Genomic DNA, 26009 nt, shown 5'->3' with positions numbered 1-26009 from the left:
TTCATCGCGAACAGGCTCACTCCTTTGTCAGTGACTGAGTCGTACCTGTAGGCGTGAGCCTGCTCGCGATAGTGGTTTCAGCATCACCGAAGATTTATCTGACTACTGAACAGCTGTGAACGGCGGGGGTCGTAGCTAAAAGCCCCCCCACTGGTTACCACGCCATGAGCACCCCGACAGACGGCAAGACCCCCGACCTCTCGACCGATGAAAAACATGAAGTCGAGAAAAGCCAGCCGCCCCGCGCGGCGGTTCTGCATGAAATCATCCGCACCCAAGGCGACCAGGAACTGGAGCGCAGCATTGCCGCGCTGTGGTGGTCGGCGCTCGCCGCCGGGTTGACCATGGGCCTGTCGCTGATGGGCATGGGCCTGCTCAATTCGCGCCTGCCCGAGGGCGAGGAATTCAAGGTCATCGCCAGTTTCGGCTACTGCGCGGGTTTCCTCGCGGTGATCCTCGCCCGCCAGCAACTGTTCACTGAAAATACCCTGACTGCCGTCCTGCCGGTGATGTCCAAACCGACCCTGGCGAATTTCGGCCGGTTGATCCGCTTGTGGGGGGTGGTGCTGTTCGGCAATTTGTGCGGCACGATTCTGGTGGCGTACGTGATGCTCGAGCTGCCGATCTTCGATGGCAAAACCGATCACGCCTTTCTCGAAATCGGCCGCAAGGTCATGGAAAACCACGCCAGCCAGATGTTCGCCAAGGGCATTGTCTCCGGCTGGATGATCGCCACGATGGTCTGGATGATCCCGTCCATGGAGAGCGCCAAGATGTGGATCATCATCCTCATCACCTACCTGATGGCGCTGGGCGACTTCACCCACATCGTGGTCGGCTCGGCGGAAGTCTCGTATCTGGTATTTGCCGGTGAATTGCCATGGAGTGATTTCTGGATGGTGTTCGCCGGGCCGACGCTGGCGGGGAACATCATTGGCGGCAGTTTCATCTTCGCGCTGATCAGCCATGCGCAGATCCGCAGCGAGACCGGTACTCCCAAGGAAACGCACAAAGCGCAACAGCCTGCGGATCAGGCCGAAAAGCCTGACCCGCAGCGGATCAGGAAATGATCAATGGTGGGCGGGCTCGGCCGCTGTGGCCGGCTCGTCACGGGTGGCGTGTTTGACCAGTTTGCCGATGGTCAGCCCCTGCAACAGGATCGACGACAGCACCACGATGTAGGTGATGCTCAGCAGCAGATCGCGCTCCGGGCCCAGCGGCAGGGCCAGCGCCAGCGCCACCGAAACGCCGCCGCGCAAACCGCCCCAGGTCAGGATGCGGATGGTGCCGCGCGGCACCGTGCGCCAGCGGCGCAGCAGGACGATCGCCGGGGCCACGGTGAGCAGGCGCGACAGCAGAATCGCCAGCGCCAGCAAACTCGCCGCCGCTATGTGCGCCCAATTGAATGGCAGCAGCAACAGTTCCATGCCGATCAGCGCGAACAGCAGTGCGTTGAGCATGTCATCGAGCAGCTCCCAGAAGCCGTCGAGGTACTTGCGGGTCATGTCGTTCATCGCCAGGTTGCGTCCCAGGTTACCGATGATCAGACCGGCCACCACCATCGCAATCGGCGCCGAAACGTGCAGTTCGGTAGCCATCGCCGAACCGCCGATCACCAGCGCGAGGGTCAGCATCACTGTGATCTGATGCTGCTGGACGCTCTTGATCATCCGGTACACCCCATAACCGATCAGCCCGCCGAACAGCACGCCGCCAATGGCTTCGTGAACGAACAGCATCGCGGTGGCGCTGATGGTCGGCGTCTCGCCCAGTTGGGCGATGCCCAGCAACACGGTAAACACCACCACCGCCGTACCGTCGTTGAACAGCGATTCACCGACGATCGTGGTTTTCAGCGGCTTGGAGGCATTGGCCGTACGCAGTACGCCGAGCACCGCGATTGGGTCGGTCGGCGAAATCAGCGCGCCGAACAGCAGGCAGTACAGGAAGCTCACGTGCCAGCCAAACAGGGCAAAAATGTAATAGGCGAGGCTGCCGATCACGCCGGTGGCGATCAACACACCGAAGGTCGCCAGCAGGCCGATGGGCCAGCGGTAGCTGCGCAGGTCATTCAGGTTGACGTGCAGGGCGCCGGCGAACAGCAGGAACGAGAGCATCCAGTTCATCAGCAGATCGCCGAAGTCGATCTGGCCGATCAGTTGCTGCACGCGCTCTTCAAGACCGGGGTAGCCGAGCACGCTCAGGCCTTGCAGCAGCAGGGAGAACATCAGCGCGGTGACCATCACACCGATGGTGGGGGGCAGGCCGATGAAGCGGTAATTGACGAAGGTGAGCAGGGTGGTGAGGCAGATAAAAGCGGCGACAAGTTCAAGCATCCGGGGTCCTTTGGATGAAGGGTGAGTGGAACGCGCCCGGTGCTTGGGCGCTGGAGTTTGATGGGCTGAGAGCGACTGAGGGCACAAGCTTCCCTCACCCCAGCCCTCTCCCGGAGGGAGAGGGAGCCGACCTTATTGTCTTGCGGGATGTATCGACCTGAATAACCGGGTCGATTATGGATTCGGCAATGCGCGTTCAGGTCGGCTTACTTCTGAAGCATCCCCGTTCAGTCCCCTCTCCCGGAGGAAGAGGGAGCCGACCTTATTGTCCTGCGGGATGTATCGACCTGAATAACCGGGTCGATTGTAGATTCGGCAATGCGCGTTCAGGTCGGCGTACTTCTGAAACATCCCCGTTCAGTCCCCTCTCCCGGAGGGAGAGGGAGCCGACCTTATTGTCTTGCGGGATGTATCGACCTGAATAACCGGGTCGATTATGGATTCGGCAATGCGCGTTCAGGTCGGCGTACTTCTGAAGCATCCCCGTTCAGTCCCCTCTCCCGGAGGAAGAGGGAGCCGACCTTATTGTCTTGCGGGATGTATCGACCTGAATAACCGGCTCGATTGTAGATTCGGCAATGCGCGTTCAGGTCGGCGTACTTCTGAAGCATCCCCGTTCCGTCCCCTCTCCCTGAGGGAAAGGGAGCCGACCTTATTGTCTTGCGGGATGTATCGAGCGGAATAACCGGCTCGATTGTAGATTCGGCAATGCGTGTTCAGGTCGGCGTACTTCTGAAGCATCCCCCTTTCAGTCCCCTCTCCCTCTGGGAGAGGGTTAGGGTGAGGGCTAGCCGGACACATTGACCGCAGCCGTGCCACGACGTTGCAGATAGATGAAAAACAGCGCCGTCAGCACCGTCAGCACGCCGACCAGCGCACCGGTCCACGGCAAGTCCGCCAGATCTGCGCCACTGGCAACCACCAGCCCGCCGATCCACGCGCCCGTCGCGTTACCAAGATTGAACGCGCTCTGGTTCAAGGTCGAGCCGAGGTTCGGCGCCTCATGGGCCTGGTCGATGATCAGCAGTTGCAGGATCGGGCACAGCGCAAAGGCGAAAATGCCCCACAGCACCAGCGTGATCGCCGCCGGAATCACCGAACGGCTGGTCTGGCTGAACGCCGCCAGAATCACCACCACCGCCAGCGCCACACCCACCAGCGACGGCAACAGACGGCTGTCGGCCAGGCGGCCACCGAGCATGCTGCCACCGGTCAGGCCGACGCCGAACAACAGCAGCATCACCGTCACGCCGTGGGGGCTGACGCCGGTGATGTCCTGCAGGATCGGTGCAATGTACGTGAACACACTGAACAGGCTGGTCGATGCCAGCACGCTCATACCCAGTGCCAGCAACACGTTGACCTTGCCCAGCACCTTGAACTCGCTGGCGAGGTTGGCCTTGTCCATCGCGATGTGTTTCGGCAGCCACAGCCATTGCGCGAGAGCGGCGATCACGCCGATCACCGACACCGCCCAGAAGGTCGAGCGCCAACCGGCGTATTGGCCGAGCGCGGTGCCCAAGGGCACGCCGAGCACATTGGCCAGGGTCAGACCGGTGAACATCATCGCAATGGCCTGCGCGCGTTTGTTCGGTGCGACCAGTCCGGCGGCCACCACCGAGCCAATGCCGAAAAACGCACCGTGACACAACGCGGTGACCACCCGCGCCGCCATCAGCGTCGCGTAGTTCGGCGCGAGTGCGCAGAGCACGTTGCCGAGGATGAACATCAGCGTCATGCCCAGCAACGTCGCCTTGCGCGGCATGTTGGCGGTACCGATGGCGAGGATCGGTGCGCCGAACACCACACCCAGGGCGTACCCGGTAATCAACAGTCCGGCGTGAGGGATGCTTACGGCAAGGTCGCGGGCGACATCGGGCAACAGACCCATGATCACGAATTCAGTCGTGCCGATGCCGAATGCGGCAACAGCGAGTGCAAGCAAAGCGAGTGGCATGCGCAAGGTCTCTGTCAGTAGTCTTGACGCTTTGATCAGGCATACGCAGGCCGACGACCGATCTCGAAGGAGTGCGGTGCCGGCGGGAATTATTGGTATTTTTCTGTGCGCAACTGAGTGCGGCGTGGTCGCTTGCAGTATAAACAGCTGCTGACACATCGCGAATCAATAATCTGACTAATTGGCTGGATAACAACAATAAGGAGTGGGACGTGCTGGCGACAGCTCTGGTGTTGGTGGCGGCGCTGTTGCATGCGGCGTGGAATACCCTGATCAAATTCAGCGCCGAGCGGCTGCTGGTGGTGGCGTGCATGGACACCGTGGCGCTGCTGGTCGTCGCCATTGCGTTGCCGTTCGTGAGCTTGCCGCCGGTTGAAATCTGGCCGTGGATTCTTGCGTCGGCGGCGTTTGAACTGCTCTATCGCTATTTGTTGATTCAGGCCTACCGGGTCGGCGATCTCGGCTTGGTCTATCCGCTGATGCGCGGACTGTCGCCATTGGTGGTGTTGGCGCTGACCCTGATCTTCGCCGGTGAGGTGCTCACCACGCAGCAGATCTTCGGGATCATGTTGATTCCGTTTGGCATGGTTTGCCTGCTCTGGCAGGGCGGCGGCGGGAAACACTTGCCGTGGTCGATGCTGCCGGTGGTGGCGCTGATCGGCTTGTGCATCGGTTGCTACACCTACATAGATGGCCAGGCGTTGCGGCGCTGGTCGCACCCGCTCGATTACCTGGTCTGGGTCACGCTGCTCAGCGCCTGGCCATTTCCACTGCTGGCGTGGGTCGCCAAGCGCCCGGCGTTCATGCAGTTCTGGCGTGAGCAATGGAAGCTGGGGCTGGCCGTCGGGTTCTGCGTGTTGTTCAGCTACGCTCTGGTGCTGTGGGCGATGCAGTTGGGCTCGATTGCGGAAGCGGCGGCATTGCGCGAGATCAGCGTGATTCTGGTGGTGCTGTTCGGCATGCGCTACTTGAAAGAACCTTTCGGCCGGCCACGGCTCTTAGCCTGTGGGCTGGTGCTGATCGGCATGCTGGTCATGAAGTTCTGACCGCTCGCGAATTCTATAACTCGAAAAAAGGACGGCGTTATGACGGTGGCTCTGTGGTGTGTGTTGATCGCGATTTTTCTGCCCTATGTGTGCACGATTGTGGCCAAGGCCGCGGGCGGTTTCCGGCTGAGTGACAACCATGATCCTCGGGATTTTCTCGAAAGCGTGGGCGGCGTGGCACGACGGGCGCATGCAGCGCAACTCAACAGTTTTGAAGTGATGCCGGCGTTTGCCGCCGCGGTGATCGTCGCGCATCTGGTGGGCACGGCGCAGTTGGTGACGGTAAATGTGCTGGCGGTGATGTTTATCACCAGTCGCCTGCTCTACATCATCTGCTACCTGGCGGACTGGGCAATTCTGCGGTCGCTGGTGTGGTTTGTCGGGATGGGGCTGATTGCCGCGTTCTTCTTTGTGTCTGTTTGATTATTGTTGTTGCTGCTGGCCGCATCGCGGGCAAGCCCGCTTCCACAAGGTTTTTTGGTGTACACAAAATATGTGGTCACCATCAATTACTGTGGGAGCGGGCTTGCCCGCGATGGCGATTGATCAGGCAACAAACATCTCAGGATTTGTCCTTGGGGGCATCCGCCACCTGCGGCACTTGCGGCAGCGCCGCTCCCTTGGGCCAGAGCATCCAGATCTGCCCCTGCTGTTTCATGTCTCCGGCCAGTTGCCCGGCTGCATCGCCCGTGCCCCAGAACAGATCCGCACGCACCTCGCCGGCGATCGCGCCGCCAGTGTCCTGCGCCGCAACCGGGCGAACCAGTGCGGTGCCATCCGGTTTCGTGGTCGACAGCCACAACAGGCTACCCAGCGGAATCACCTTGCGATCGACGGCGGCGCTGTAACCGGCGGTCAGCGGCACATTCAGCGAGCCACGCGGGCCTTCGTTGCTGTCCGGGTTGCGGGTGAAGAACACGTAGCTCGGGTTGCTGCCCAGCAGTTCCGGAATGCGCGACGGGTTGGCCTTGGCCCAGTTGCTGATCGCGCCCATGGTCACGTCTTCTTTCTTCAACTCGCCCTGTTCCACCAGCCAGCGGCCGATGGGCCGGTACGGGTGGCCGTTCTGGTCGGCGTAGGCGATGCGCAGTTGCTTGCCATCCGGTGTCTGAATCCGCCCTGAACCCTGGATCTGCAAAAACTGCAGGTTCATCGGATCGGTCAGGTAGGCCACCACCGGCGCTTTGACGCCTTTGGATTCGATGGTCGCCGCGTCGTCGTAAGGCTTGAGCACTCGACCTTCGAGACGGCCACGCAGGCGTTTGCCCTTGAGTTCCGGATAAATGCTCTCCAGCGAGACGATGATCATGTCTTCCGGCACGCCATACACCGGCACGTTGGCCACGTCGGTGGGCGTCAGGCTGCCAGGGTAGACCGGTTCGTAGTAACCGGTGATCAGACCGTTGGGGTTGTCATGCTCGGCGCGCAGACCGAACACATCGAGGTTCTGCTTGAGGAACGCGCGAATCTCGTTGGCGCTCTGCGGCACGTTGGTTGCCGCGGCGCACGTGCCACCCCAGACCGGATCAGCTTTGAGTCGGGTGCAGGCGCTGCGCCATGAGCCGAAACCGGCGACCAGATCGCTGTCGGACACCGCCGGCAGGGCTTCCCAGGTGGCGCTGGAATAGGTGGCCAAGGCGTGGGTTTTCGGTTTGGCGTTGTCGCCGCCCGTACAGCCGGCAAGGATTGCCAGCAGCGGCAGGGTTGCGATCAGTGGGTGACGCCAGGCCTTGAAACGGCTGTTCATGGAGTGATTCCTGTGCCGGTCGCCCGAGTGCTCCATGCGCTCGAACAACCCGTATTTTTAATAGGGCTATTGGTGTTTGTCGGGGAGGCGAGGATACTGGCCGCCGAATTCCGTGACCTGAAGCCGCCATGACTCTTAAACGAATTGCTGTTGTATTGCTGGCCTGCCTGACCCTGTCCGCCTGTGGCGGTGTCGATCCGAATTCCCCGTTGGGCCAGCGCAAGGCGATCTTCAAGCAGATGCTCAAGACCGGCGAAGAGCTCGGTGGCATGTTGCGTGGGCGCATTGCGTTCGACGGGCCGAAGTTCGCCGACGGTGCGGTGAAACTCGATGCGCTGTCCCATGAGCCGTGGAAGCATTTCCCGCAGGTGCGCGAAGCCGATCACAGCAGCGCCAAGGACGAAGTCTGGTCGCGTCAGGCCCGCTTTCAGGAACTGGCTCGCACCCTTGAGGCGGCCACCGGTGAATTGGTGATCGCCAGCCAGGTTCAGCCTTACAAGGCCAGCAACCTCGGGCCTGCGGTGCAGAAAGTTGAAGATGCCTGCAGCGCTTGCCATAAGGAATTTCGCGATCATTGATTGCATGAGGGGGCTGAGACAATTGAGCCCCTGTGGCGAGGGCGCTTGCTCCCTCGCCACAGGGGCATCGGTTACTTGTCGATTTGGTCCAGCGCATCCTGCAGTTCCTTGCGCGACTCGGCGAGCTTGTCCTTGCGCTTGTTGATCTTCTCCGGATCGCCTTTCTTCATGGCTTTGTCGAGGTCAGCCTGACGCTGGCTCACTTCGTGTTTGGCTTCGAGTACCTTGTTTTCGCGTTCTTTCTTCAAGCCAGCGTCGGTGCAGTGTTCAGTCACTTCGCGCAGGGCTGTTTCCAGGCCGGCCTGTTGATCGGCATTGCCGCGGGATTTGGCCTGCTCGATCTGGTTCATGATGCCCTGCTTCTTGGCAGCGCAACCGGTCAGGCCCGGGGCGTCTTCGTCGGCCATCACGGGGGCGGCCATGATGCCGCAAAGGGTCAGCATGGCGAGCGGTGCGAGAAATTTCATAAAAGCTCCATGTGCAAAGGCAATCGGTCGGTTGGGCACTGCGCTGTTGGAGCGCCTCGGGGCCGTTGGGTTCCCGGCGTGCCGGGTTCGCGTAGTCAGAAACCGTCGATGCCGGCGGCCTGTAGGGTTTCGCTCAAGGCCAGTACCTGCGGGTCGCGAAAGAATGCGCTCAGTTGCGCTGCGCGTCCCGGGCCGATACCGGCTTCAGCCTGCCATTGTTCGGTGTCGCGTCGGGCCAGCGCCTGCCATGAGTCAGGCAGTTGTGCCTGGCCGGTCGGCGGTAACCCCAGCGCTTTCAGCCACTGGCCGAATGGCCGTTGGCGGGCACTGTGAAAACTGTGAATCAGGCGTTCGCTGCTGCGCTCGCCGAAGCCGGCAATGTTAGCAAGCTCTGGTGCGTCGAGGGTCAACCAATCCAGCAGGTTGTTCAGGTGGCCTGTTTCGAGAAGTTTCTCCCAGGTGCCACGGCCGACATGTTGCATCGCCAGACCTTGCTTGCCACTGAGCCAGGTCAGGCGAGCGAGAAACTGGCTTTCGCAACCGGGTGTCGGTTGCCAGCAACTCAAGGCGTGGAAATCACGGGCGTCGGGGACGTCAATGTCGGCCCGCTCGGTCGTGCGCAGTACTACGCTGTCGAGCCGTGGAATCGTCAGCCCGGCCAGGCTGATTGCCACTTGGTCACCGGGACGGATATCCAGCGTCTGCCAGCGCTTGAGCGAACTGGCGCTCACGCGTTTGATCTCCCGGTCATCGAGCATGATCGGCGTCAGCTCCAGCACGGGTGTGATGCGGCCGGTGCGACCGATTTTGAAATTCACTTTGCGCACCTCAGCCAGCGCCTGGGCAAACGGGTATTTCCAGGCCACCGCCCAGTAGGGCGCGCTCGCCTGCCAACGCTCGGCCGGTGGGCGCTGGCTTTGACGCAGCACAATGCCGTCGCTGGCGAATGGCAGTGGTGACCGATACCAGTGCTCACGCCACTTTTGTGCGTCTTCAAGGTTGGCGATGGCCTGACTGAATGGCGCTGTCGTGGCGAAACCCAGTGTCGCCAGCGTCGCTATTCTTTCGGGCAGACTCGCCGGTCCCTGTGGCCAATCCCAGACGAACAGACCGATCCCGGCCGCCTGCTCGGCGCTCAGGGTTTTCCGGCTCATCAGTCCGGCAACCGTGGCGCGGGCGTTGACGCTGCCGGCGCGGGCCTGCACATGTTGAGTCAGACGCCAGTAGAGTTCGCCCTGGACCAGCAGATCGAGGGGCTGCGTCAGTTGTTGAGGAATGGCGTGGATCTTTTGCGCTGACGCCGTCCAGTCCTGGCCGCTGCTACCGTCACCGCGACTGATCGCCTGCTGCAACAGACCGCGACGGTAGATCAGTGTCACTGCGACGCCATCGACCTTGGGTTGTACCCAGACATCCCGGCGGTCCTGCAGCCAGGCTTGAACCGCCGCCGCCTCATGAAGTTTATCCAGGCCTGTGTGTGCAACCGGATGCGCGATGGGCCCCGTTGCGCTGCGCAAAGGTTGCGGCGCCGCTGGCCGCTGGAAACACTGTCGCCATTCGTTGAGCCGCACGCGGGCTTGATCATAGAGGTCGTCGGCAAGCAGCGAACGGCCTTCGCGATGATAGGCTTCGTCCCATTGGTCGATCTGTTTTTGCAGGGCGGTGATTTCGTTTTGCGCGGTGGCGGCAGGCCATTCGGGGCAGGCGGCGTAAGCGATCAGGTGGATGAAACTCAGCAGAACAACTGAAAACAGGCGCAGCGTCGCAAGCATGGTGAGCGTCCTTGCTCAGGGGGAATGCTTGAAGGCTAGGCGAGGATTTTGAAGTGGGTTGGCGGGGTGTTTTGCCGGGTGTTTCGGTTGGAAAGTCATGTTGTCTGTTCGGGCATCTAGCGAGCAGGCTCGCTCCCACAGGGTATTGCGCACGCATGAAAAAGCCCCGCACGGCGCGAACCGTGCGGGGCTTTTTTGTACCGCCAGGGCGTCTTACAGACCAGCAGCGGAACGCAAAGCGTCGGCGCGGTCGGTTTTTTCCCAGGTGAAGGTGGTGAAGGTGTCTTCGCCAACTGTCTTGGTCTGCGATGCACGACCGAAGTGGCCGTAGGCTGCAGTTTCCTGGTACATCGGGTGCAGCAGGTCGAGCATGGTGGTGATTGCGTATGGACGCAGGTCGAACACTTCACGCACCAGTTTGATGATCTTGTCATCGCTGATCTTGCCGGTGCCGAATGTGTTCAGCGAGATCGACGTCGGCTGGGCGACGCCGATTGCGTAGGACACCTGGATCTCGCAACGCTCGGCCAGGCCGGCAGCGACGATGTTCTTGGCAACATAACGGCCAGCGTAGGCCGCCGAACGGTCAACCTTCGATGGATCTTTACCGGAGAACGCGCCGCCGCCGTGACGGGCCATGCCGCCGTAGCTGTCGACGATGATCTTGCGACCGGTCAGACCGCAGTCACCTACCGGGCCGCCAATGATGAACTGGCCGGTCGGGTTGATGTGGAACTGGGTGTCCTTGCTCAGCAGTTCGGCAGGCAGCACGTGCTTGACGATCAGCTCCATCACGCCTTCGCGCAGGTCTTTGTACGAGACTTCCGGGTTGTGCTGGGTCGACAGTACAACAGCGTCGATACCCACCACCTTGCCGCCTTCGTAACGGCAAGTCACTTGCGACTTGGCGTCCGGACGCAGCCAAGGCAGCAGACCCGACTTACGGGCTTCGGCCTGGCGCTGCACCAACTGGTGCGAGAAGGTGATCGGCGCAGGCATCAGTACGTCGGTTTCGTTGCTGGCGTAGCCGAACATCAGGCCCTGGTCGCCGGCGCCCTGATCTTCAGGCTTGGCACGGTCAACACCCTGGTTGATGTCAGGGGACTGCTTGCCGATGATGTTCATCACGCCGCAGGTCGCGCCGTCGAAGCCGACGTCGGAGCTGGTGTAGCCGATGTCGCAGATCACGTCGCGAACGATCTGCTCCAGGTCGACCCAGGCGCTGGTGGTCACTTCACCGGCAACGATGGCAACGCCGGTCTTGACCAGCGTTTCCACAGCCACGCGTGCGTGTTTGTCCTGGGCAATAATGGCGTCCAGCACCGCATCGGAAATCTGGTCGGCGATTTTGTCCGGATGTCCTTCAGACACGGACTCGGAGGTGAAGAGGGAGTATTCGCTCATCTCGATGTTTTCCTGAATTTACCGATGGTGAGTGTCGCCAGCCGGTCGCAGAAAGTGGCGAACCTGGATCTGGAAACCATTACGTAAGCCTACATAGAGGCTGTCCCCGGGAACGAGCCCCGCAGCGGTGGCCCAACGGGCCAAATCGTCCTGTTCAAACCCCAACCACAGATCACCGCAGGCCTCCCTGGCCCAACTCTGGTTGTGGCTACATAACTCTGTCACGAGCAGGCTACCGCCCGGTTGCAGCAGGCCGGCCATGTGCTTGAGCGCTTCGGCCGGCGCGGCGAAATGGTGCAACACCATATTCAATACGACGCAATCGGCCTGAAGGCTGATGCCATTCAATGCATCGGCCAATTGCAGGCTGACGTTAGCCAGTTGTTCACGTTCACATACCTGACGCGCCAGTTCGAGCATCGCCGGGCTGTTGTCCAGCGCGGTGACGGTGCCGAAGCGGCGGGCCAGTTCCGGCAGGAAAGCACCGTCGCCGGGGCCGACTTCAATGGCCGTGGCAGCACCATTGAAGTTCAGTTTGTCGAGCAGGGCCAGCACGCTGTCACGGTATTGCGGCAGGCCTGCGATCAGGTCTTGCTGGGCGCGAAACTTCTCCGCCACACGTGCGAAAAAATCCTGGCTGGCGGCCTCACGTTGTCCGTGTACCTGAGCGATGCGCGCCTGCACGTCATCCGGCAGTGCCAGATTGTCGACTTCTTCTAACAATGCCGCGTGCAGCTTGCCGCCGAGCAATTCGGGGTGGGGCAGGGCGCGGCGATAGAAAATCGCGTTGCCTTCGCGGCGTGTCGCCACCAGATCGGCCTGGGCCAGCACCTTGAGGTGGTGGCTCATGCCGGACTGACCGATGCCGAAAATCTGCGCCAGCTCCAGGACCCCGAACGAGTCGTTGGCCAGCGCGCGCAATACATTCAGGCGCAGCGGGTCGCCACCGGCCTTGCACAAGGCCGCCAGCTCGTCGCAATCGTCATGTCGAATGGAAGGCGCGCGTAAGTTCATGGGGCAGCAGTCTAGTGACGGGGCTAAATCCTCGCAAGAGCAATATCAAAAAGTTTTGATATTGCTCGATAGATGGCACTTCTCACCGGCTGGTTAACTCTACAAACGAACAGCGGAAAGGTTTCACCAGCGGAAACCGCCGTTAACCATGGGAAAAACGCCTCCGGATGACTATCTGTCATTGCCCCGAGGCGCTCCGGTGAGGGAAAATGCCCTCCTTTTTTCCGTTTCAATCTATTCACACCCAGGAGATCAGCGATGCCTAGCCGTCGTGAGCGTGCCAACGCCATTCGTGCCCTCAGCATGGATGCCGTGCAAAAAGCCAACAGCGGCCATCCCGGTGCCCCTATGGGTATGGCAGATATCGCCGAAGTGCTTTGGCGCGACTACCTCAAGCACAACCCGAGCAATCCATCGTTCGCCGACCGTGACCGCTTCGTGCTGTCCAACGGCCACGGCTCGATGTTGATCTACTCGCTGCTGCACCTGACCGGTTACGACCTGTCGATCGACGACCTCAAGCAGTTCCGTCAACTGCACAGCCGCACCCCGGGTCACCCGGAATTCGGCTACACCCCGGGCGTTGAAACCACCACCGGCCCGCTGGGTCAGGGTCTGGCCAACGCTGTCGGTTTCGCCCTGGCAGAAAAAGTCCTCGGCGCGCAGTTCAACCGTCCTGGCCACAACATCGTCGACCACCACACCTACGTGTTCCTGGGTGATGGCTGCATGATGGAAGGCATTTCCCACGAAGTCGCTTCCCTGGCCGGTACGCTGGGTCTGGGCAAGCTGATCGCCTTCTACGATGACAACGGTATCTCCATCGACGGCGAAGTCGAAGGCTGGTTCACCGATGACACCCCGAAGCGTTTTGAGTCCTACAACTGGCAAGTGATCCGCAATGTTGACGGTCACGACCCGGAAGAGATCAAGACCGCCATCGAAACCGCGCGCAAGAGCCCGCTGCCGACCCTGATCTGCTGCAAGACCACCATCGGTTTCGGTTCGCCGAACAAGCAGGGTAAAGAAGACTGCCACGGCGCCCCGCTGGGTGACGCGGAAATCGCCCTGACCCGTCAGGCGCTGAACTGGAACTACGGCCCGTTCGAAATCCCGGCCGACATTTATGCCGAGTGGGATGCCAAGGAAAAAGGTCGCGCCGCCGAAGCCGAGTGGGATCAGCGTTTCGCGGCCTACTCCGCTGCGTTCCCGACCGAAGCCAACGAGCTGATCCGTCGTCTGAGCGGTGAGCTGCCGGCTGACTTCGCTGAAAAAGCCTCGGCGTACATCGCTGAAGTCGCGGCCAAGGGCGAAACCATCGCCAGTCGTAAAGCCAGCCAGAACACCCTGAACGCGTTCGGCCCGCTGCTGCCGGAAATGCTTGGCGGTTCGGCTGACCTGGCCGGTTCCAACCTGACCCTGTGGAAAGGTTGCAAAGGCGTCAGCGCTGAAGATGCCAGCGGCAACTACATGTACTACGGCGTGCGCGAGTTCGGCATGACCGCGATCATGAACGGCGTGTCCCTGCACGGCGGCCTGGTGCCTTACGGCGCGACCTTCCTGATGTTCATGGAATACGCCCGCAACGCGGTGCGCATGTCGGCGCTGATGAAGAAGCGCGTGATCCATGTCTACACCCACGACTCCATCGGTCTGGGCGAAGACGGCCCGACGCACCAGCCGATCGAGCAACTGACCAGCCTGCGCACCACGCCGAACCTCGACACCTGGCGTCCAGCCGATGCCGTGGAATCGGCCGTGGCCTGGAAAAACGCTCTGGAGCGCAAGGACGGCCCATCGGCGCTGATCTTCTCGCGTCAGAACCTGCAACATCAGGAACGCGATGCCGGCCAGATTGCCGACATCAGCCGCGGTGGCTACGTGCTGAAGGACTGCGCAGGCGAGCCTGAGCTGATCCTGATCGCCACGGGTTCGGAAGTCGGTCTGGCCGTTCAGGCCTTCGACAAACTGACCGAGCAAGGCCGCAAGGTGCGTGTGGTGTCCATGCCGTGCACCAGCGTGTTCGATGCTCAGGACGCTGGCTACAAGCAATCGGTGCTGCCGTTGCAGGTCAGCGCACGTATCGCGATCGAAGCGGCACACGCCGACTTCTGGTTCAAGTACGTGGGCCTGGAAGGTCGCGTGATCGGCATGACCACCTACGGTGAGTCGGCGCCGGCTTCGGCACTGTTCGAAGAGTTCGGTTTTACCCTGGAAAACATCCTGGGTCAGGCTGAAGAGCTGCTGGAAGACTAAGTCACAGCGCGGTGATCTAACGGTCACCGCAACTCCCTGTGGGAGCTGGCTTGCCAGCGATGGCGTCCGTTCAGTCAGCATTTATGTTGAAGCGAATGGCCCTATCGCTGGCAAGCCAGCTCCCACAAGGGATGTGTCGCAACTAAGCATTGTGTCTGCCCGCGTACTATCGAGAACCCCATGCCTCAACCGCGTCCCTACAAAGTTGCACTCAACGGCTACGGCCGGATTGGTCGTTGCGTCTTGCGTGCGTTGTTTGAGCGAGGCGAAAAAGCCGGGTTTGAAATTGTCGCAATCAACGATCTGGCGGACATGGCCAGCATCGAATACCTGACACGCTTCGACTCCACTCACGGCCGCTTTCCCGGCGAAGTGCGAGTAGATGGCGACTGTCTGCATATTAATGGCGACTGCGTGAAGGTTCTGCGCAGTGCCACCCCCGAAGGCATTGATTGGGCGTCGCTGGGCGTCGATCTGGTGCTCGAATGCTCCGGCGCTTACCACACCCGTGAAGACGGCCAGCGGTTCCTCGACGCTGGTGCGCCACGGGTATTGTTCTCGCAGCCGATGGCCAGCGAGGCGGATGTCGACGCCACCATCGTCTACGGCGTCAATCAGGACTGCCTGACCGGCGACGAACTGCTGGTGTCCAACGCCTCCTGCACCACCAACTGCGGCGTGCCGCTGTTGCGCTTGCTGGACAAGGCGATCGGCCTCGATTACGTGTCGATCACCACGATTCACTCGGCGATGAACGATCAGCCAGTGATCGACGCCTATCACCACGAAGACCTGCGCCGCACCCGTTCGGCGTTCCAGTCGGTGATTCCGGTGTCCACCGGTCTGGCGCGTGGTATCGAGCGCCTGCTGCCGGAACTTGCCGGGCGAATTCAGGCCAAAGCCGTACGCGTGCCGACGGTCAACGTGTCCTGCCTCGACATCACGATGCAGACCGCCACGGCGACCGATGCCAATGAGGTCAACCGGATCCTGCGCGAAGCCGCCTCCAGCGGCCCGCTCAAAGGTCTGCTGGCTTACACCGAGCTTCCCCACGCAAGCTGTGATTTTAATCATGACCCACATTCGGCCATCGTCGATGCCAGTCAGACCCGTGTTTCCGGCCCCAGGCTGGTGAACATCCTGGCCTGGTTCGACAACGAGTGGGGGTTTGCCAACCGAATGCTGGACGTTGCAGAACACTATCTGCAAACAGCAACTTCAAAAAAACCGTAGGAAGTGCGACCCATGACCGTGTTGAAGATGTCCGACCTCGATCTGCAAGGTAAGCGCGTATTGATCCGCGAAGACCTCAACGTCCCAGTCAAGGACGGTGTTGTCACCAGCGATGCGCGTATCCTGGCTTCGCTGCCGACCATCAAGCTGGCCCTGGAAAAAGGTGCGGCCGTGATGGTCTGCTCGCACCTGGGCCGTCCGACCGAAGGCGAGTTCTCCGCCGAGAACAGCCTCAAGCCAGTCGCCGACTACCTGAGCAAGGCCTTGGGCCGTGAAGTGCCGCTGGTGGCCGATTACCTGGGCGGCGTTGACGTCAAGGCCGGCGACATCGTGCTGTTCGAAAACGTGCGCTTCAACAAAGGCGAGAAAAAGAACGCCGACGACCTGGCCCAGCAATACGCCGCCCTGTGCGACGTGTTCGTGATGGACGCCTTCGGCACCGCACACCGCGCCGAGGGTTCGACCCACGGCGTGGCCAAGTTCGCCAAGGTGGCCGCTGCCGGCCCGCTGCTGGCCGCTGAACTGGACGCACTGGGCAAGGCGCTGGGCGCACCGGCCAAGCCGATGGCGGCCATCGTTGCCGGCTCCAAGGTCTCGACCAAACTCGACGTACTCAACAGCCTGAGCCAGATCTGCGATCAACTGATCGTTGGCGGCGGCATCGCCAACACTTTCCTCGCAGCGGCCGGTCACCCGGTCGGCAAGTCGCTGTACGAACCGGATCTGCTCGACACCGCGCGCGCCATCGCTGCCAAGGTCAGCGTGCCACTGCCGGTTGACGTAGTCGTCGCCAAAGAATTCGCGGAAAGCGCCGAAGCGACCGTGAAGCTGATCGCTGACGTCGCGGCTGACGACATGATCCTGGACATCGGCCCGCAAACCGCAGCCAATTTCGCCGAACTGCTGAAGTCGTCGAAAACCATCCTGTGGAACGGCCCGGTCGGCGTGTTCGAATTCGACCAGTTCGGCAACGGCACCAAAGTGCTGGCCCAGGCCATCGCTGAAAGCTCGGCATTCTCCATCGCGGGCGGTGGCGACACTCTGGCGGCGATTGATAAATATGGCGTGGCTGAGCAAATCTCCTACATTTCCACCGGGGGTGGCGCGTTCCTCGAATTCGTCGAAGGCAAGGTGCTGCCGGCCGTTGAAGTCCTGGAAAGCCGGGCCAAGGCCTGAGGCCGCCCGTTTGGCCAGGCAAAGGAGTGTTTTCATGGTCAAGTCGTTAGCGCTGTTGTTGCTGACCGGTACGCTGGCGGCCTGCGGGAGTAACCCGAAGGCCGAGGCGACGCCTGCGCCGGGTGCGGCGCAGAAAGGCTGCTATCAGGCCGACTGGCAGGCCGAAACCAACCCGGTGCTGAACAAGCGCTCGGGGCCGGACGGTCTGGACAAATACGAGACGCAAACCCCGGCCAAGGAACATGGTTGTCCTTGACCGGTCTGACTCTATAACTCAGGGCTGGCGGCGTGCGCCTTCAGTCGAGGAACACGGATGAAAGGCTTGATCGCCATTGCGGCGTTGGCATTGTTGGGCGGTTGCGCGCAGATGAACCTGTTCCAGCCCTCCGCCCCGGCGGATAACTGGACCACCTGGACCTGCGACAGCCAGGCCAAAGTGCTGTGGCGCTACGCCGATGCCGGCCAGAAGGAAGTCGACGTTCGACTCGGCGGCGGTGATCAGGTCTATCGCCTGAAAGAAGAGCCGGGCGCCTCGGGTTCGCTGTACAGCGACGGCATGCTGGCGTTTCACCTCAAGGGTGACGAAGGCCTGGTGTACTGGGTCGCCACCAATGACCTGATCGGCCGCGGCTGCAAGGCGCAGTAATTGACACAACACAGATCCAATGTGGAAACCGATCCAACTGTGGGAGCGAGCTTGCTCGCGAAAGCGGTGGATCAGCTTGCATCAATGTTGAATGCCAAGCCGCATTCGCGAGCAAGCTCGCTCCCACAGGTGTTCTGTGTCGTTCAGAAGATTTAGGTAACACCGAATCACCAGACCGGGCCTCGACCCCCGATCTGCAATCACTTGAATAGCCGCCGCCGCTCCGGCAGGCTGGCACGATTAACGACCCTCAACCGGGAGAGAGACACACAATGGCACTTATCAGCATGCGCCAGATGTTGGACCACGCAGCCGAGTTCGGCTACGGCGTTCCAGCCTTCAACGTCAACAACCTTGAGCAGATGCGCGCCATCATGGAAGCCGCTGACAAGACTGACTCCCCGGTGATCGTCCAGGCTTCGGCCGGCGCCCGCAAATACGCTGGTGCACCGTTCCTGCGTCACCTGATCCTGGCCGCGATCGAAGAATTCCCGCACATCCCGGTGTGCATGCACCAGGACCACGGCACCAGCCCTGACGTCTGCCAGCGCTCCATTCAACTGGGCTTCAGCTCGGTGATGATGGACGGCTCGCTGGGCGAAGACGGCAAGACCCCGACCGACTACGACTACAACGTCCGCGTTACCCAACAAACCGTGGCCATGGCTCACGCTTGCGGCGTCTCGGTAGAAGGCGAGCTGGGCTGCCTGGGTTCGCTGGAAACCGGCATGGCCGGTGAAGAAGACGGCATCGGCGCTGAAGGTGTTCTGGATCACAGCCAAATGCTGACCGATCCGGAAGAAGCCGCTGATTTCGTAAAACGCACTCAGGTCGATGCCCTGGCCATCGCCATCGGCACCAGCCACGGCGCCTACAAGTTCACCAAGCCACCTACCGGTGACGTGCTGGCGATCGACCGCATCAAGGAAATCCACAAGCGCATCCCGAACACCCACCTGGTGATGCACGGTTCCTCGTCCGTGCCACAAGAGTGGCTGGCGATCATCAACCAGTACGGCGGCGACATCAAAGAAACCTACGGCGTACCGGTTGAAGAAATCGTCGAAGGCATCAAGTACGGCGTGCGCAAGGTCAACATCGACACCGACCTGCGCCTGGCGTCCACCGGTGCGATGCGTCGCCTGATGGCCACCAACCCGAGCGAATTCGACCCACGTAAGTTCTTCGGCGCCACCGTGACCGCAATGCGTGACGTGTGTATCGCTCGTTATGAAGCGTTCGGCACTGCCGGTAATGCTTCGAAGATCAAACCGATCTCGCTGGAAGCGATGTACCAGCGTTATCTGAAGGGTGAGTTGAACGCCAAGGTTAACTAAGCCTTTGGTTTCTCCTGTGTTATAAAAAACCCGCCGTGAGGCGGGTTTTTTGTGCGCTGTTGTTACCCTTTTGTGAAGTTCATATTGTAGGTTTTACCCACATTCGGCCCGCCTGATACAACCTTGACAGTACCGCTCAACTTATTGTCGTTGGCGTCGGCCGATTTCAAGCTGATGGTGAGTGAGCTGTCGCCATGTCCATATTCATCTCCATCTGAGGCCTTTGCTTTGGCTTGAAGATTAAAGGACCTTGAGTTCTTCGCGGTATAGCTTCCAGTGACGGTAAAGTTAAGCCCGTAATATTGCATTTTGCCGTTATTTAACTGTCCATTTTGTTGGCTTGGTTCGTCAAATGTAAGCGTGGCGCAATTGCTTTCACCTGTATCAGAGACTGTACCTTGGTAAGTAGGCATTATATTCACCATTCGTTCGCGATATTTAAGGCTCGGGCTACACGTCAGTCCGAAGTTGATTTTTTTCGTATCACGTTGATGAGGTTAAGTTGATGGTGTTTTTTTGTAACCTGATAGAAGTGACAGTTTCTTATATCAATTCGCAATGCTTTGATCGGGGGATGAATAAAGTCGGTATAAGGTGTGGGCCAAAAAAGGCACAGATTTATTATTGTCATCTTCGATTATGCGTAAGCGTGCGCACTATTTCGCAGGTCGCCTTCTAGAGTGCTGAGAAATCCGCATCCCGCGATGTTCTCAATGTCTTCTGTGAAACGCGAACTGCCCGTCAAATGCCCGCGTTGAGGCGTCCCTCTCATCAACTGCAATTCGGAAGGTGGCGTGTGACTTTCCCACAGGATGCCCAAGCGTCCTTCGCGCTTATTGCGATAACGCGTCATGCGGCCTGCCAAGCCTTTCATCAGCGATCCAAACGCGGAAGTTGAACTCTATATTCCACAGGTTGGATCGTGCGGTGGCTAATTCGAATTCGATATTGATACCTGTCAGGTTTGACAGTGGTCGTTTTTATTTTTTTGCGCACAGGCTTGGGTTCAACTTGGTAATGGAGGACTGACTCATGAGCGAAAATTTAAGTTTTTTAATATGTACTAAGGCTGAGCCGGGTTATTCGTATTTGATTTGTTAAACCTGTTACTTCTGACAGTGGTCAATGCTGAAAAGCTACGTGATTATATGAACTCATTCACGAGAGGGTTTCGAAATGACAAATAATGACGATGTCGGTGTGGGTAAATGGCAGTTTGACGCTTCAATGGATCTCTCCTCCTCCCAGCTTGAGAGTAAGGACTCAGGAAAAATCGCAATGACAGCGCCGGTGTTGGACACGAAATTCAACAAATGGAACCACCCACCTGCAAATAGTTGCACCTGTGGGTGTGGGGGTGGCTGGAGCACCTCGCCAGACAGTCTTATTGAGTAAATTGAACAGCGCTTATGGGCGTCCCACTTTTTTGTTGGATTTTCCCTGAAGAAACCCGCCTTGTGGCGGGTTTCTTCGTGGAGGGCTAGTGCTCCAACTCCACATGATCGAGTGCCTGATTCACCGCCAGTTCCCCCAGCATGACCACTTGTGCAATGCCCAGTGCAGTCTTGCGGTGCGAGGTATCGAGCGTTGCGGCGAAGTTGTTGAGCATTTCGCTGGCGGAGCCCAGGGTTTCGCTGGCGTTGGCCAGCAGGGATTCGGTGTTGTACTTCGGGTTGGCGAGGTACATGGGGTCGGGTTTATGCGTGCTCGCCATGATGAGGGCGGCGGGGTTGAGGTAATGGTCAAGGGCGCGTTCGGCGGCGTCGCTGAGTTTTTTTGAGTCGACGGATTCGTAAGGGGAGGCCGGGTCGGTGACCGGCGGGTGAGGCGTTGATTTAGTCATTTGCTCGAAACCTGATTGGAGTGCTCCCGCTCTGGCTACTAATCAAAGTGGAGGCAACTGTACGCAGGTTAGTAGACCGGGGTTTCGAGCAAGCCGGCGCACCCGGAGGTGCCCTGCGCACAGCTGCCATCGAGCGCAGGAATCGAAATCCCTGACTGACAGATGCTTGTGCACAACGCTTGAAACCTCGGGCTACTAAACCCGATCACTGGAAATCAGTGACGCGAATCAAGTTACCGACGGCCCGCCAGGCGCACAAGCCGGCGGATTCTGGCGTACCCGTAGGCATCGACGCAAGCTGTTGTAGGCATCCGGAAGTAACCGCATGAGCCTTTAAACAAAGGTGTTTAAGTGGCGTAGACGAGGGCCTTGTGGCGAGGGGATTTATCCCCGATGGACTGCGCAGCAGGTCCCAGCTTTCAGTGCAGAGCGGGGGCCAGTGCGCGACCCAACGGGGATAAATCCCCTCACCACAGGTTTTTTACCAGACCCCGAGCATCGGGGGGGCAGTGCTAGTCATGCTGTTATTTGTCGTGGTCGATATCCAGTTTGCTGAAGGTCACCTGGCCACCTTCGCTGGTGTAGCCCGTGTTGTCCTGCACATACACGCCGGCCTTGAAGTACAGCGGCTTGTTGCGCCACGTGGCGCTGATTTGCGAATCCCACTGGTAACCCGCCGCACTCACACCCAGTGCGCCGCCGGGGCTCAAGTGGATGAGGTAGTTGAATTCGTTGTTCAGTTTGATCCCGGTGGCCAGGGTGATAACGCGGCTTTCGTCGTCATCGGGGTGCATGCGCACCTTGATCACCAGGTTGCCGGTCGCGGTTTTGGTCTTGTACTGGTATTCGAGTTTGACCATCGGCTTCTGGCTTTCGTAGGCGTGGATCTGGCCAATGACGATCTTGCCGGAACTGGGGACCTTGTTCACCGCGAGGGTGGCGCGCAGCAGGTTGTCGGCGTCGGGGTAGTACCAGTTGCGCAAGGTGCCGTTGCTGAAGGTTTCGCGCAGTTCGGTGCGCGGGTAGATGGCGTTTTCGGTTTTTGACCCGGTGACCGGTGACCAGAAAAACAAGGTGCCGGTGTCGGAATGGAAGTATTGATCTTTGAAGCCGTTCACCAGTTTGGAGGTTTCGACGGTGTATGGCGGGCTGCCAACGGGAACGCTGAGGTTCCAGGTTGCGAGATCGATCATGTCGGTTCTTCCACTCGGTTCATCCTGTACGCGGGTGCCAGAAGCTCTAGCTCGCGCCTTTTGGGGCGGCCTTTATAAGCGTAGAGAGATTTTTTGTTAATGCCCGCTTGGCGGATGATTGACGTCAACATCCTGTCGAAATGCCATCTCTGCCGGTTTCCGGGGGCTTCAGCGGTGACCGTTAGTCGGCAAACTCACGCTTTGGTTAAATGATGGCTTGATGACAGCTTCTGCTTTTTCGGATCCACGACTAGAGTGAAGGCTCGATGTGTGTACGGTTTTACCGGAATCGCCCTGAAGTCCCGACAAGAGAAGCAGCATGGAATGCGCGCAACCCCCGCCAGGTGAAGGCAGCTCTGTCCTTTTGATCGTTGATGATTACCCTGAAAACCTGATCAGCATGCGCGCGTTGCTGCAACGTCAGGATTGGCACGTCATCACCGCAGCCTCCGGTTTCGAAGCGCTCAATCTGTTGCTCACTCACGATGTCGATCTGGTGCTGCTGGACGTGCAGATGCCGGGCATGGACGGCTTTGAAGTGGCGCGATTGATGCGCGGCAGCCAGCGCACGCGCCTCACGCCGATTATTTTCCTGACCGCCAATGAACAATCCCAGGACGCCGTGATCAAGGGCTATGCCAGTGGTGCGGTGGATTACCTGTTCAAACCCTTCGACCCGCAGATCCTCAAGCCGAAAGTGCAGGCGTTGCTGGAACACCAGCGCAATCGCCGGGCCTTGCAGCGTTTGTCCCATGATCTGGAGGTGGCCCGGGCCTTCAATGCGTCGGTGCTGGACAACGCGGCCGAAGGCATTCTGGTGCTCGGCGAGGATGGCTTGATCCGCTTCGCCAACCCGGCGATTTCACGGTTGCTCAATGCGCCGGTGAAGGAGCTGGAGGGTAAGGAATTTCTCGATTACCTGCAGAAACCGCACATTCCGTTGTGGGCCGATTCTGAATTCAAGGGCAGCTACAAACGCGGCGAAACCCTGCGCCTGCATGACGCTTTGCTGCGTACCGCTCCGGGCCAGCAGGTGCCGGTGGCGCTGTCCTGTGCGCCGTTACCCGCCGAGCAACAGGCGATGGTGGTCACGGTGCTGGATATGTCGGTGGTGCGTCATCTGCATCAGCAGCTGGAATTTCAGGCCGTCACCGATCCATTGACCGGGTTGCTCAATCGTCGCGGCTTTTATCAGACGGTGGAAAACCTGTTGTTGCGTGGCGAACGCAACGACAGCAGTTGGGTGTTGCTGTACCTGGACCTCGACGGTTTCAAACGCGTCAATGACTCGCTCGGGCATGATGCCGGTGACCGTGTACTGCGCTGGGTGTCCGAGCAATTGAAGGCGTGTTTGCGCCCGTTCGATATTCTTGCGCGCATGGGCGGCGACGAGTTCACGGCGCTGCTGGATCTGGAGTTTCCCGAGCAGGCGGCGAAGATTGCCGAGAAACTCATCGAGCGTGTGTCGATCTGTCAGCAAATCGAAGGGCTGGACATCGCCCTCGGCGCCAGCATCGGCATCGCCACTTATCCCGATTGCGGATCGAATCTGGACGGTTTGCTGCGTGCCTCCGACATAGCCATGTACGAAGCCAAGCGCGCCGGGCGTCAGCAATATCGTTTTTACGATCACGAAATGAACGGCCGGGCCCGCTCACGACTGATGCTCGAAGAAAGCGTGCGCAGCGCCATCGAGAACCGCGACTTCAATCTGGTCTATCAGCCGCAAGTGGCGATCGACACCGGGCAAATTCGTGGCTTCGAGGCGCTATTGCGCTGGCAGCACCCGAGCGTCGGCGATGTGCCACCGGGCCTGTTCCTGCCGTTGCTGGAGGAGGCGCGGCTGATCAGCCGCCTCGGCAGCTGGATTTATCATCGTGGCGCCGGCCAGCGCAAAGCCTGGGAAACCCTGTTCGCCGAAGATCTGGTCCTGGGGGTGAGTTTGAGCAACACCCAGTTCAGCCTGCCGAATCTGGTCACCGAATTGCGTCAGGTCATGGAGCGACATGCCTTGCAGCCGCGGCAGCTGGAGGTCGAGGTGACCGAAGAAGCCTTGATGCAAAACCCCGATGAAACCCGCAAGCAACTGCGCCTGCTGCGTAATCTCGGGGTGCGTGTGGCACTCGATGACTTCGGCTCCGGACCCTGTTCGCTGGCGCATCTGCGTGATCTGGAACTCGATACGCTCAAGCTCGACCGCCATCTGATTGCGCGCTTGCCGGACTCCCAGCGCGATGCGTCGCTGGTCAGTACGGTGATCAATCTGTGCAAACAGTACGGTTTGCTGGTGATCGCCGAGGGGGTCGAAACCATTGAGCAGTACCAATGGCTGCAAGCTCATGGCTGCGAATACGTGCAGGGTTTTCTTGTGGCACGGCCATTGATCGCCGAAGACGCCGCCAGTTTCGCCGAGCCCTTCGACTGGAGCGCGCTGCCCGGTTGAATTCGCTACACTGGCGCACCTTTTTGCGAACCGTGTCGCCCGTCATGACTGTGTTGAAGTACCTCCAGGCCTATCCCGCGCAATTGCAGGACCAGGTGCGCCAACTGATTGCCGAAGGGCGTCTGGGCGATTACCTGAGCCAACGCTATCCGGGGCGCCACGATGTGCAGAGCGACAAAGCGTTGTACAGCTACGCGCTGGACCTGAAGCAGGAATACCTGCGCAACGCGCCCGCTATCGACAAGGTGCTGTTCGATAACCGCCTCGACCTGACTCACCGCGCCCTCGGCCTGCACACCACGGTGTCGCGGGTGCAGGGCGGCAAGCTCAAGGCGAAGAAAGAGATCCGTATCGCCTCGTTGTTCAAGGACGCCGCGCCGGACTTCCTGAAAATGATCGTGGTGCACGAACTGGCGCACTTCAAGGAATCGGATCACAACAAGGCGTTCTATAAATTGTGCGAGCACATGCTGCCGGGGTATCACCAGGTCGAGTTCGATCTGCGGGTGTATCTGACGTGGCGGGATATGCAGGCTTAACAGTACGCAACCAGGAAGGTGTGGATGGACGTCAGCAAGACCAAAAGCAGTTTCTACCGCCGCTTGTACGTGGCGTACCTGATCGACAGCGGTCTGGCGCCGAGTGTGCCGACACTGACCGATGTGACTGGCATGCCCCGGCGCACGGCGCAGGACACGATTGCCGCGCTGGCGGATCTGGATATCGTCTGTGAATTCGAGCAGGAAGAGGGCGCGCGTAATCACGCCGGGCGCTATCGGATTCGTGAGTGGGGGGCGATTGATCGCGGGTGGATCGAGCGTAATTTGCGGCAGATCAAGGCTGTTCTGGAGTATCCCTGAAAAAAGCCCCTCACCCTAGCCCTCTCCCGGAGGGAGAGGGGACCGATTGGGGGATATTGGAGAGGTACGCCGACCTGAAATTGTCGCTGTGAATCCATAATCGACGCGGTTTTTCAGGTCGATGTCTGACGCAAGACAATAAGGTCAGTCCCCTCTCCCTCTGGGAGAGGGCTAGGGTGAGGGCTGTTCAGGAACGACGCATCCCGATATGCGGAATGTCATCCTCCAGATACTCCTCACCCGCCACCACAAAGCCGTACTTGCCGTAATACCCCTGCAAATGCGCCTGTGCCGACAGGTAGATCGGCACCTGTGGCCAATGCTTCTCGGCCTGTTTCAGCGCCTGTTCCATCATTTCGTGGCCGAGCCCTTTGCCGCGCCCCTGCGGCGCCGTGACCACGCGGCCGATCACCACGTCACCGCCCTGGGATTCCGGGTCCAGCAGGCGCAGGTACGCCATCAACTGATCATTGTCCCAACCCATCAAATGGTAGGTGTCGCCCTCCAGATCCTGACCATCGAGATCCGGATACGCACATTTCTGTTCGACCACGAACACTTCCGAGCGCAATTTCAGAAGCGCGTACAGCTGCTCTTTACCCAGGTCGCTGTGATGTTTGCAGATCCACTCGATAGTCATTTGCCGATTCCTTGAACGTGTCGCCCGATACTAAGCGCACGCGCCAAAGATGTCTGTATGG

The 26009-nt window shown here is 59.8% G+C and carries 24 protein-coding genes; 13 read left to right on the top strand and 11 right to left on the bottom strand.

Features of this window, described 5'->3' with window-relative positions; all coding sequences use genetic code 11:
* Positions 1–164: 164 nt before the first annotated feature.
* Positions 165–1070 carry a formate/nitrite transporter family protein gene (locus ACXX9E_RS03455; protein WP_458555031.1) on the top strand — a complete coding sequence of 302 codons (906 nt, stop codon included), beginning with the start codon at positions 165–167 and terminating at the stop codon, positions 1068–1070.
* On the opposite strand, the gene ACXX9E_RS03450 is transcribed toward ACXX9E_RS03455, so the two are convergent.
* Both ACXX9E_RS03450 and ACXX9E_RS03445 read right to left on the bottom strand, forming a co-directional pair.
* The gene (locus ACXX9E_RS03450; RefSeq protein WP_123469492.1) at positions 1071–2336 is read right to left on the bottom strand and encodes a cation:proton antiporter; all 1266 of its coding nucleotides are present in this window, start codon (positions 2334–2336) and stop codon (positions 1071–1073) included.
* Between the two features lie 787 nt (positions 2337–3123).
* A complete protein-coding gene (locus ACXX9E_RS03445) occupies positions 3124–4293 on the bottom strand; it encodes an MFS transporter (RefSeq protein ID WP_123469490.1) in 1170 nt (389 codons plus the stop codon).
* A gap of 212 nt (positions 4294–4505) precedes the next feature.
* Here ACXX9E_RS03445 and ACXX9E_RS03440 point away from each other — a divergent pair, with 212 nt between their 5' ends.
* Both ACXX9E_RS03440 and ACXX9E_RS03435 read left to right on the top strand, forming a co-directional pair.
* On the top strand, positions 4506–5339 hold the full coding sequence (locus ACXX9E_RS03440) for an EamA family transporter (protein ID WP_123469488.1): 834 nt from the start codon (positions 4506–4508) through the stop codon (positions 5337–5339).
* A 39-nt stretch (positions 5340–5378) separates the two neighbouring features.
* A complete protein-coding gene (locus ACXX9E_RS03435) occupies positions 5379–5762 on the top strand; it encodes an MAPEG family protein (RefSeq protein WP_123469486.1) in 384 nt (127 codons plus the stop codon).
* Positions 5763–5901: 139 nt separating this feature from the next.
* On the opposite strand, the gene mltA is transcribed toward ACXX9E_RS03435, so the two are convergent.
* Positions 5902–7086: a murein transglycosylase A gene (mltA, locus tag ACXX9E_RS03430; RefSeq protein ID WP_447806955.1), complete on the bottom strand. Its 1185-nt coding sequence runs from the start codon at positions 7084–7086 to the stop codon at positions 5902–5904.
* Positions 7087–7214: 128 nt separating this feature from the next.
* Here mltA and ACXX9E_RS03425 point away from each other — a divergent pair, with 128 nt between their 5' ends.
* The gene (locus tag ACXX9E_RS03425) at positions 7215–7664 is read left to right on the top strand and encodes a c-type cytochrome (protein ID WP_123469481.1); all 450 of its coding nucleotides are present in this window, start codon (positions 7215–7217) and stop codon (positions 7662–7664) included.
* Positions 7665–7735: 71 nt separating this feature from the next.
* On the opposite strand, the gene ACXX9E_RS03420 is transcribed toward ACXX9E_RS03425, so the two are convergent.
* From ACXX9E_RS03420 to ACXX9E_RS03405, 4 genes are all read right to left on the bottom strand, one after another.
* The gene (locus ACXX9E_RS03420; RefSeq protein ID WP_123469479.1) at positions 7736–8131 is read right to left on the bottom strand and encodes a DUF1090 domain-containing protein; all 396 of its coding nucleotides are present in this window, start codon (positions 8129–8131) and stop codon (positions 7736–7738) included.
* Positions 8132–8226: 95 nt separating this feature from the next.
* Positions 8227–9903 carry an NAD-dependent DNA ligase LigB gene (gene ligB / locus ACXX9E_RS03415; protein WP_458555030.1) on the bottom strand — a complete coding sequence of 559 codons (1677 nt, stop codon included), beginning with the start codon at positions 9901–9903 and terminating at the stop codon, positions 8227–8229.
* 213 nt (positions 9904–10116) lie between these two features.
* Positions 10117–11307, bottom strand: a complete 1191-nt coding sequence (gene metK, locus ACXX9E_RS03410) for a methionine adenosyltransferase (protein ID WP_123469475.1) — start codon at positions 11305–11307, stop codon at positions 10117–10119.
* Between the two features lie 18 nt (positions 11308–11325).
* Positions 11326–12321: an ArsR/SmtB family transcription factor gene (locus ACXX9E_RS03405; RefSeq protein ID WP_123469473.1), complete on the bottom strand. Its 996-nt coding sequence runs from the start codon at positions 12319–12321 to the stop codon at positions 11326–11328.
* A gap of 258 nt (positions 12322–12579) precedes the next feature.
* Between ACXX9E_RS03405 and tkt the strand changes: the two genes are divergently transcribed.
* The 6 genes from tkt (at position 12580) to fba (ending at position 18969) form a co-directional block, all read left to right on the top strand.
* Entirely contained in the window at positions 12580–14577 is a 1998-nt protein-coding gene (gene tkt, locus ACXX9E_RS03400) for a transketolase (RefSeq protein ID WP_123469471.1), read from the top strand.
* 180 nt (positions 14578–14757) lie between these two features.
* On the top strand, positions 14758–15810 hold the full coding sequence (gene epd / locus ACXX9E_RS03395) for an erythrose-4-phosphate dehydrogenase (protein ID WP_123469467.1): 1053 nt from the start codon (positions 14758–14760) through the stop codon (positions 15808–15810).
* Positions 15811–15822: 12 nt separating this feature from the next.
* A complete protein-coding gene (locus ACXX9E_RS03390) occupies positions 15823–16986 on the top strand; it encodes a phosphoglycerate kinase (RefSeq protein WP_123469465.1) in 1164 nt (387 codons plus the stop codon).
* A gap of 34 nt (positions 16987–17020) precedes the next feature.
* The gene (locus ACXX9E_RS03385) at positions 17021–17242 is read left to right on the top strand and encodes a hypothetical protein (protein WP_025109191.1); all 222 of its coding nucleotides are present in this window, start codon (positions 17021–17023) and stop codon (positions 17240–17242) included.
* Between the two features lie 57 nt (positions 17243–17299).
* Entirely contained in the window at positions 17300–17632 is a 333-nt protein-coding gene (locus tag ACXX9E_RS03380) for an MliC family protein (protein ID WP_458555029.1), read from the top strand.
* 272 nt (positions 17633–17904) lie between these two features.
* A complete protein-coding gene (gene fba, locus ACXX9E_RS03375; RefSeq protein WP_007913760.1) occupies positions 17905–18969 on the top strand; it encodes a class II fructose-bisphosphate aldolase in 1065 nt (354 codons plus the stop codon).
* Positions 18970–19031: 62 nt separating this feature from the next.
* Here fba and ACXX9E_RS03370 read toward each other — a convergent pair whose 3' ends face one another.
* The 3 genes from ACXX9E_RS03370 to ACXX9E_RS03360 form a co-directional block, all read right to left on the bottom strand.
* Positions 19032–19382 carry a hypothetical protein gene (locus tag ACXX9E_RS03370; RefSeq protein WP_123469461.1) on the bottom strand — a complete coding sequence of 117 codons (351 nt, stop codon included), beginning with the start codon at positions 19380–19382 and terminating at the stop codon, positions 19032–19034.
* 1067 nt (positions 19383–20449) lie between these two features.
* The gene (locus tag ACXX9E_RS03365; RefSeq protein ID WP_128614837.1) at positions 20450–20812 is read right to left on the bottom strand and encodes a DUF6124 family protein; all 363 of its coding nucleotides are present in this window, start codon (positions 20810–20812) and stop codon (positions 20450–20452) included.
* A gap of 524 nt (positions 20813–21336) precedes the next feature.
* A complete protein-coding gene (locus ACXX9E_RS03360) occupies positions 21337–22005 on the bottom strand; it encodes a polysaccharide lyase family 7 protein (RefSeq protein ID WP_123469457.1) in 669 nt (222 codons plus the stop codon).
* A gap of 319 nt (positions 22006–22324) precedes the next feature.
* On the opposite strand from ACXX9E_RS03360, the gene ACXX9E_RS03355 reads away from it, so the two are divergent.
* The 3 genes from ACXX9E_RS03355 to ACXX9E_RS03345 are packed head-to-tail and all read left to right on the top strand — an operon-like array spanning position 22325 to position 25308.
* Positions 22325–24448, top strand: a complete 2124-nt coding sequence (locus ACXX9E_RS03355) for a putative bifunctional diguanylate cyclase/phosphodiesterase (protein WP_123469455.1) — start codon at positions 22325–22327, stop codon at positions 24446–24448.
* Between the two features lie 44 nt (positions 24449–24492).
* Positions 24493–24987: a M48 metallopeptidase family protein gene (locus ACXX9E_RS03350; protein WP_267796804.1), complete on the top strand. Its 495-nt coding sequence runs from the start codon at positions 24493–24495 to the stop codon at positions 24985–24987.
* 24 nt (positions 24988–25011) lie between these two features.
* Positions 25012–25308: a winged helix-turn-helix domain-containing protein gene (locus ACXX9E_RS03345; protein ID WP_008081019.1), complete on the top strand. Its 297-nt coding sequence runs from the start codon at positions 25012–25014 to the stop codon at positions 25306–25308.
* 187 nt (positions 25309–25495) lie between these two features.
* Here the strand turns inward: ACXX9E_RS03345 and ACXX9E_RS03340 are convergent, their stop codons facing one another.
* Positions 25496–25948 carry a GNAT family N-acetyltransferase gene (locus tag ACXX9E_RS03340; protein WP_340134823.1) on the bottom strand — a complete coding sequence of 151 codons (453 nt, stop codon included), beginning with the start codon at positions 25946–25948 and terminating at the stop codon, positions 25496–25498.
* Positions 25949–26009: the final 61 nt, after the last annotated feature.

It is taken from the genome of Pseudomonas sp. GNP014, from assembly GCF_054344005.1.
The sequence above is the reverse complement of the archived record's forward strand: the minus strand, read 5'-3'. Positions and strand labels throughout refer to the sequence as shown.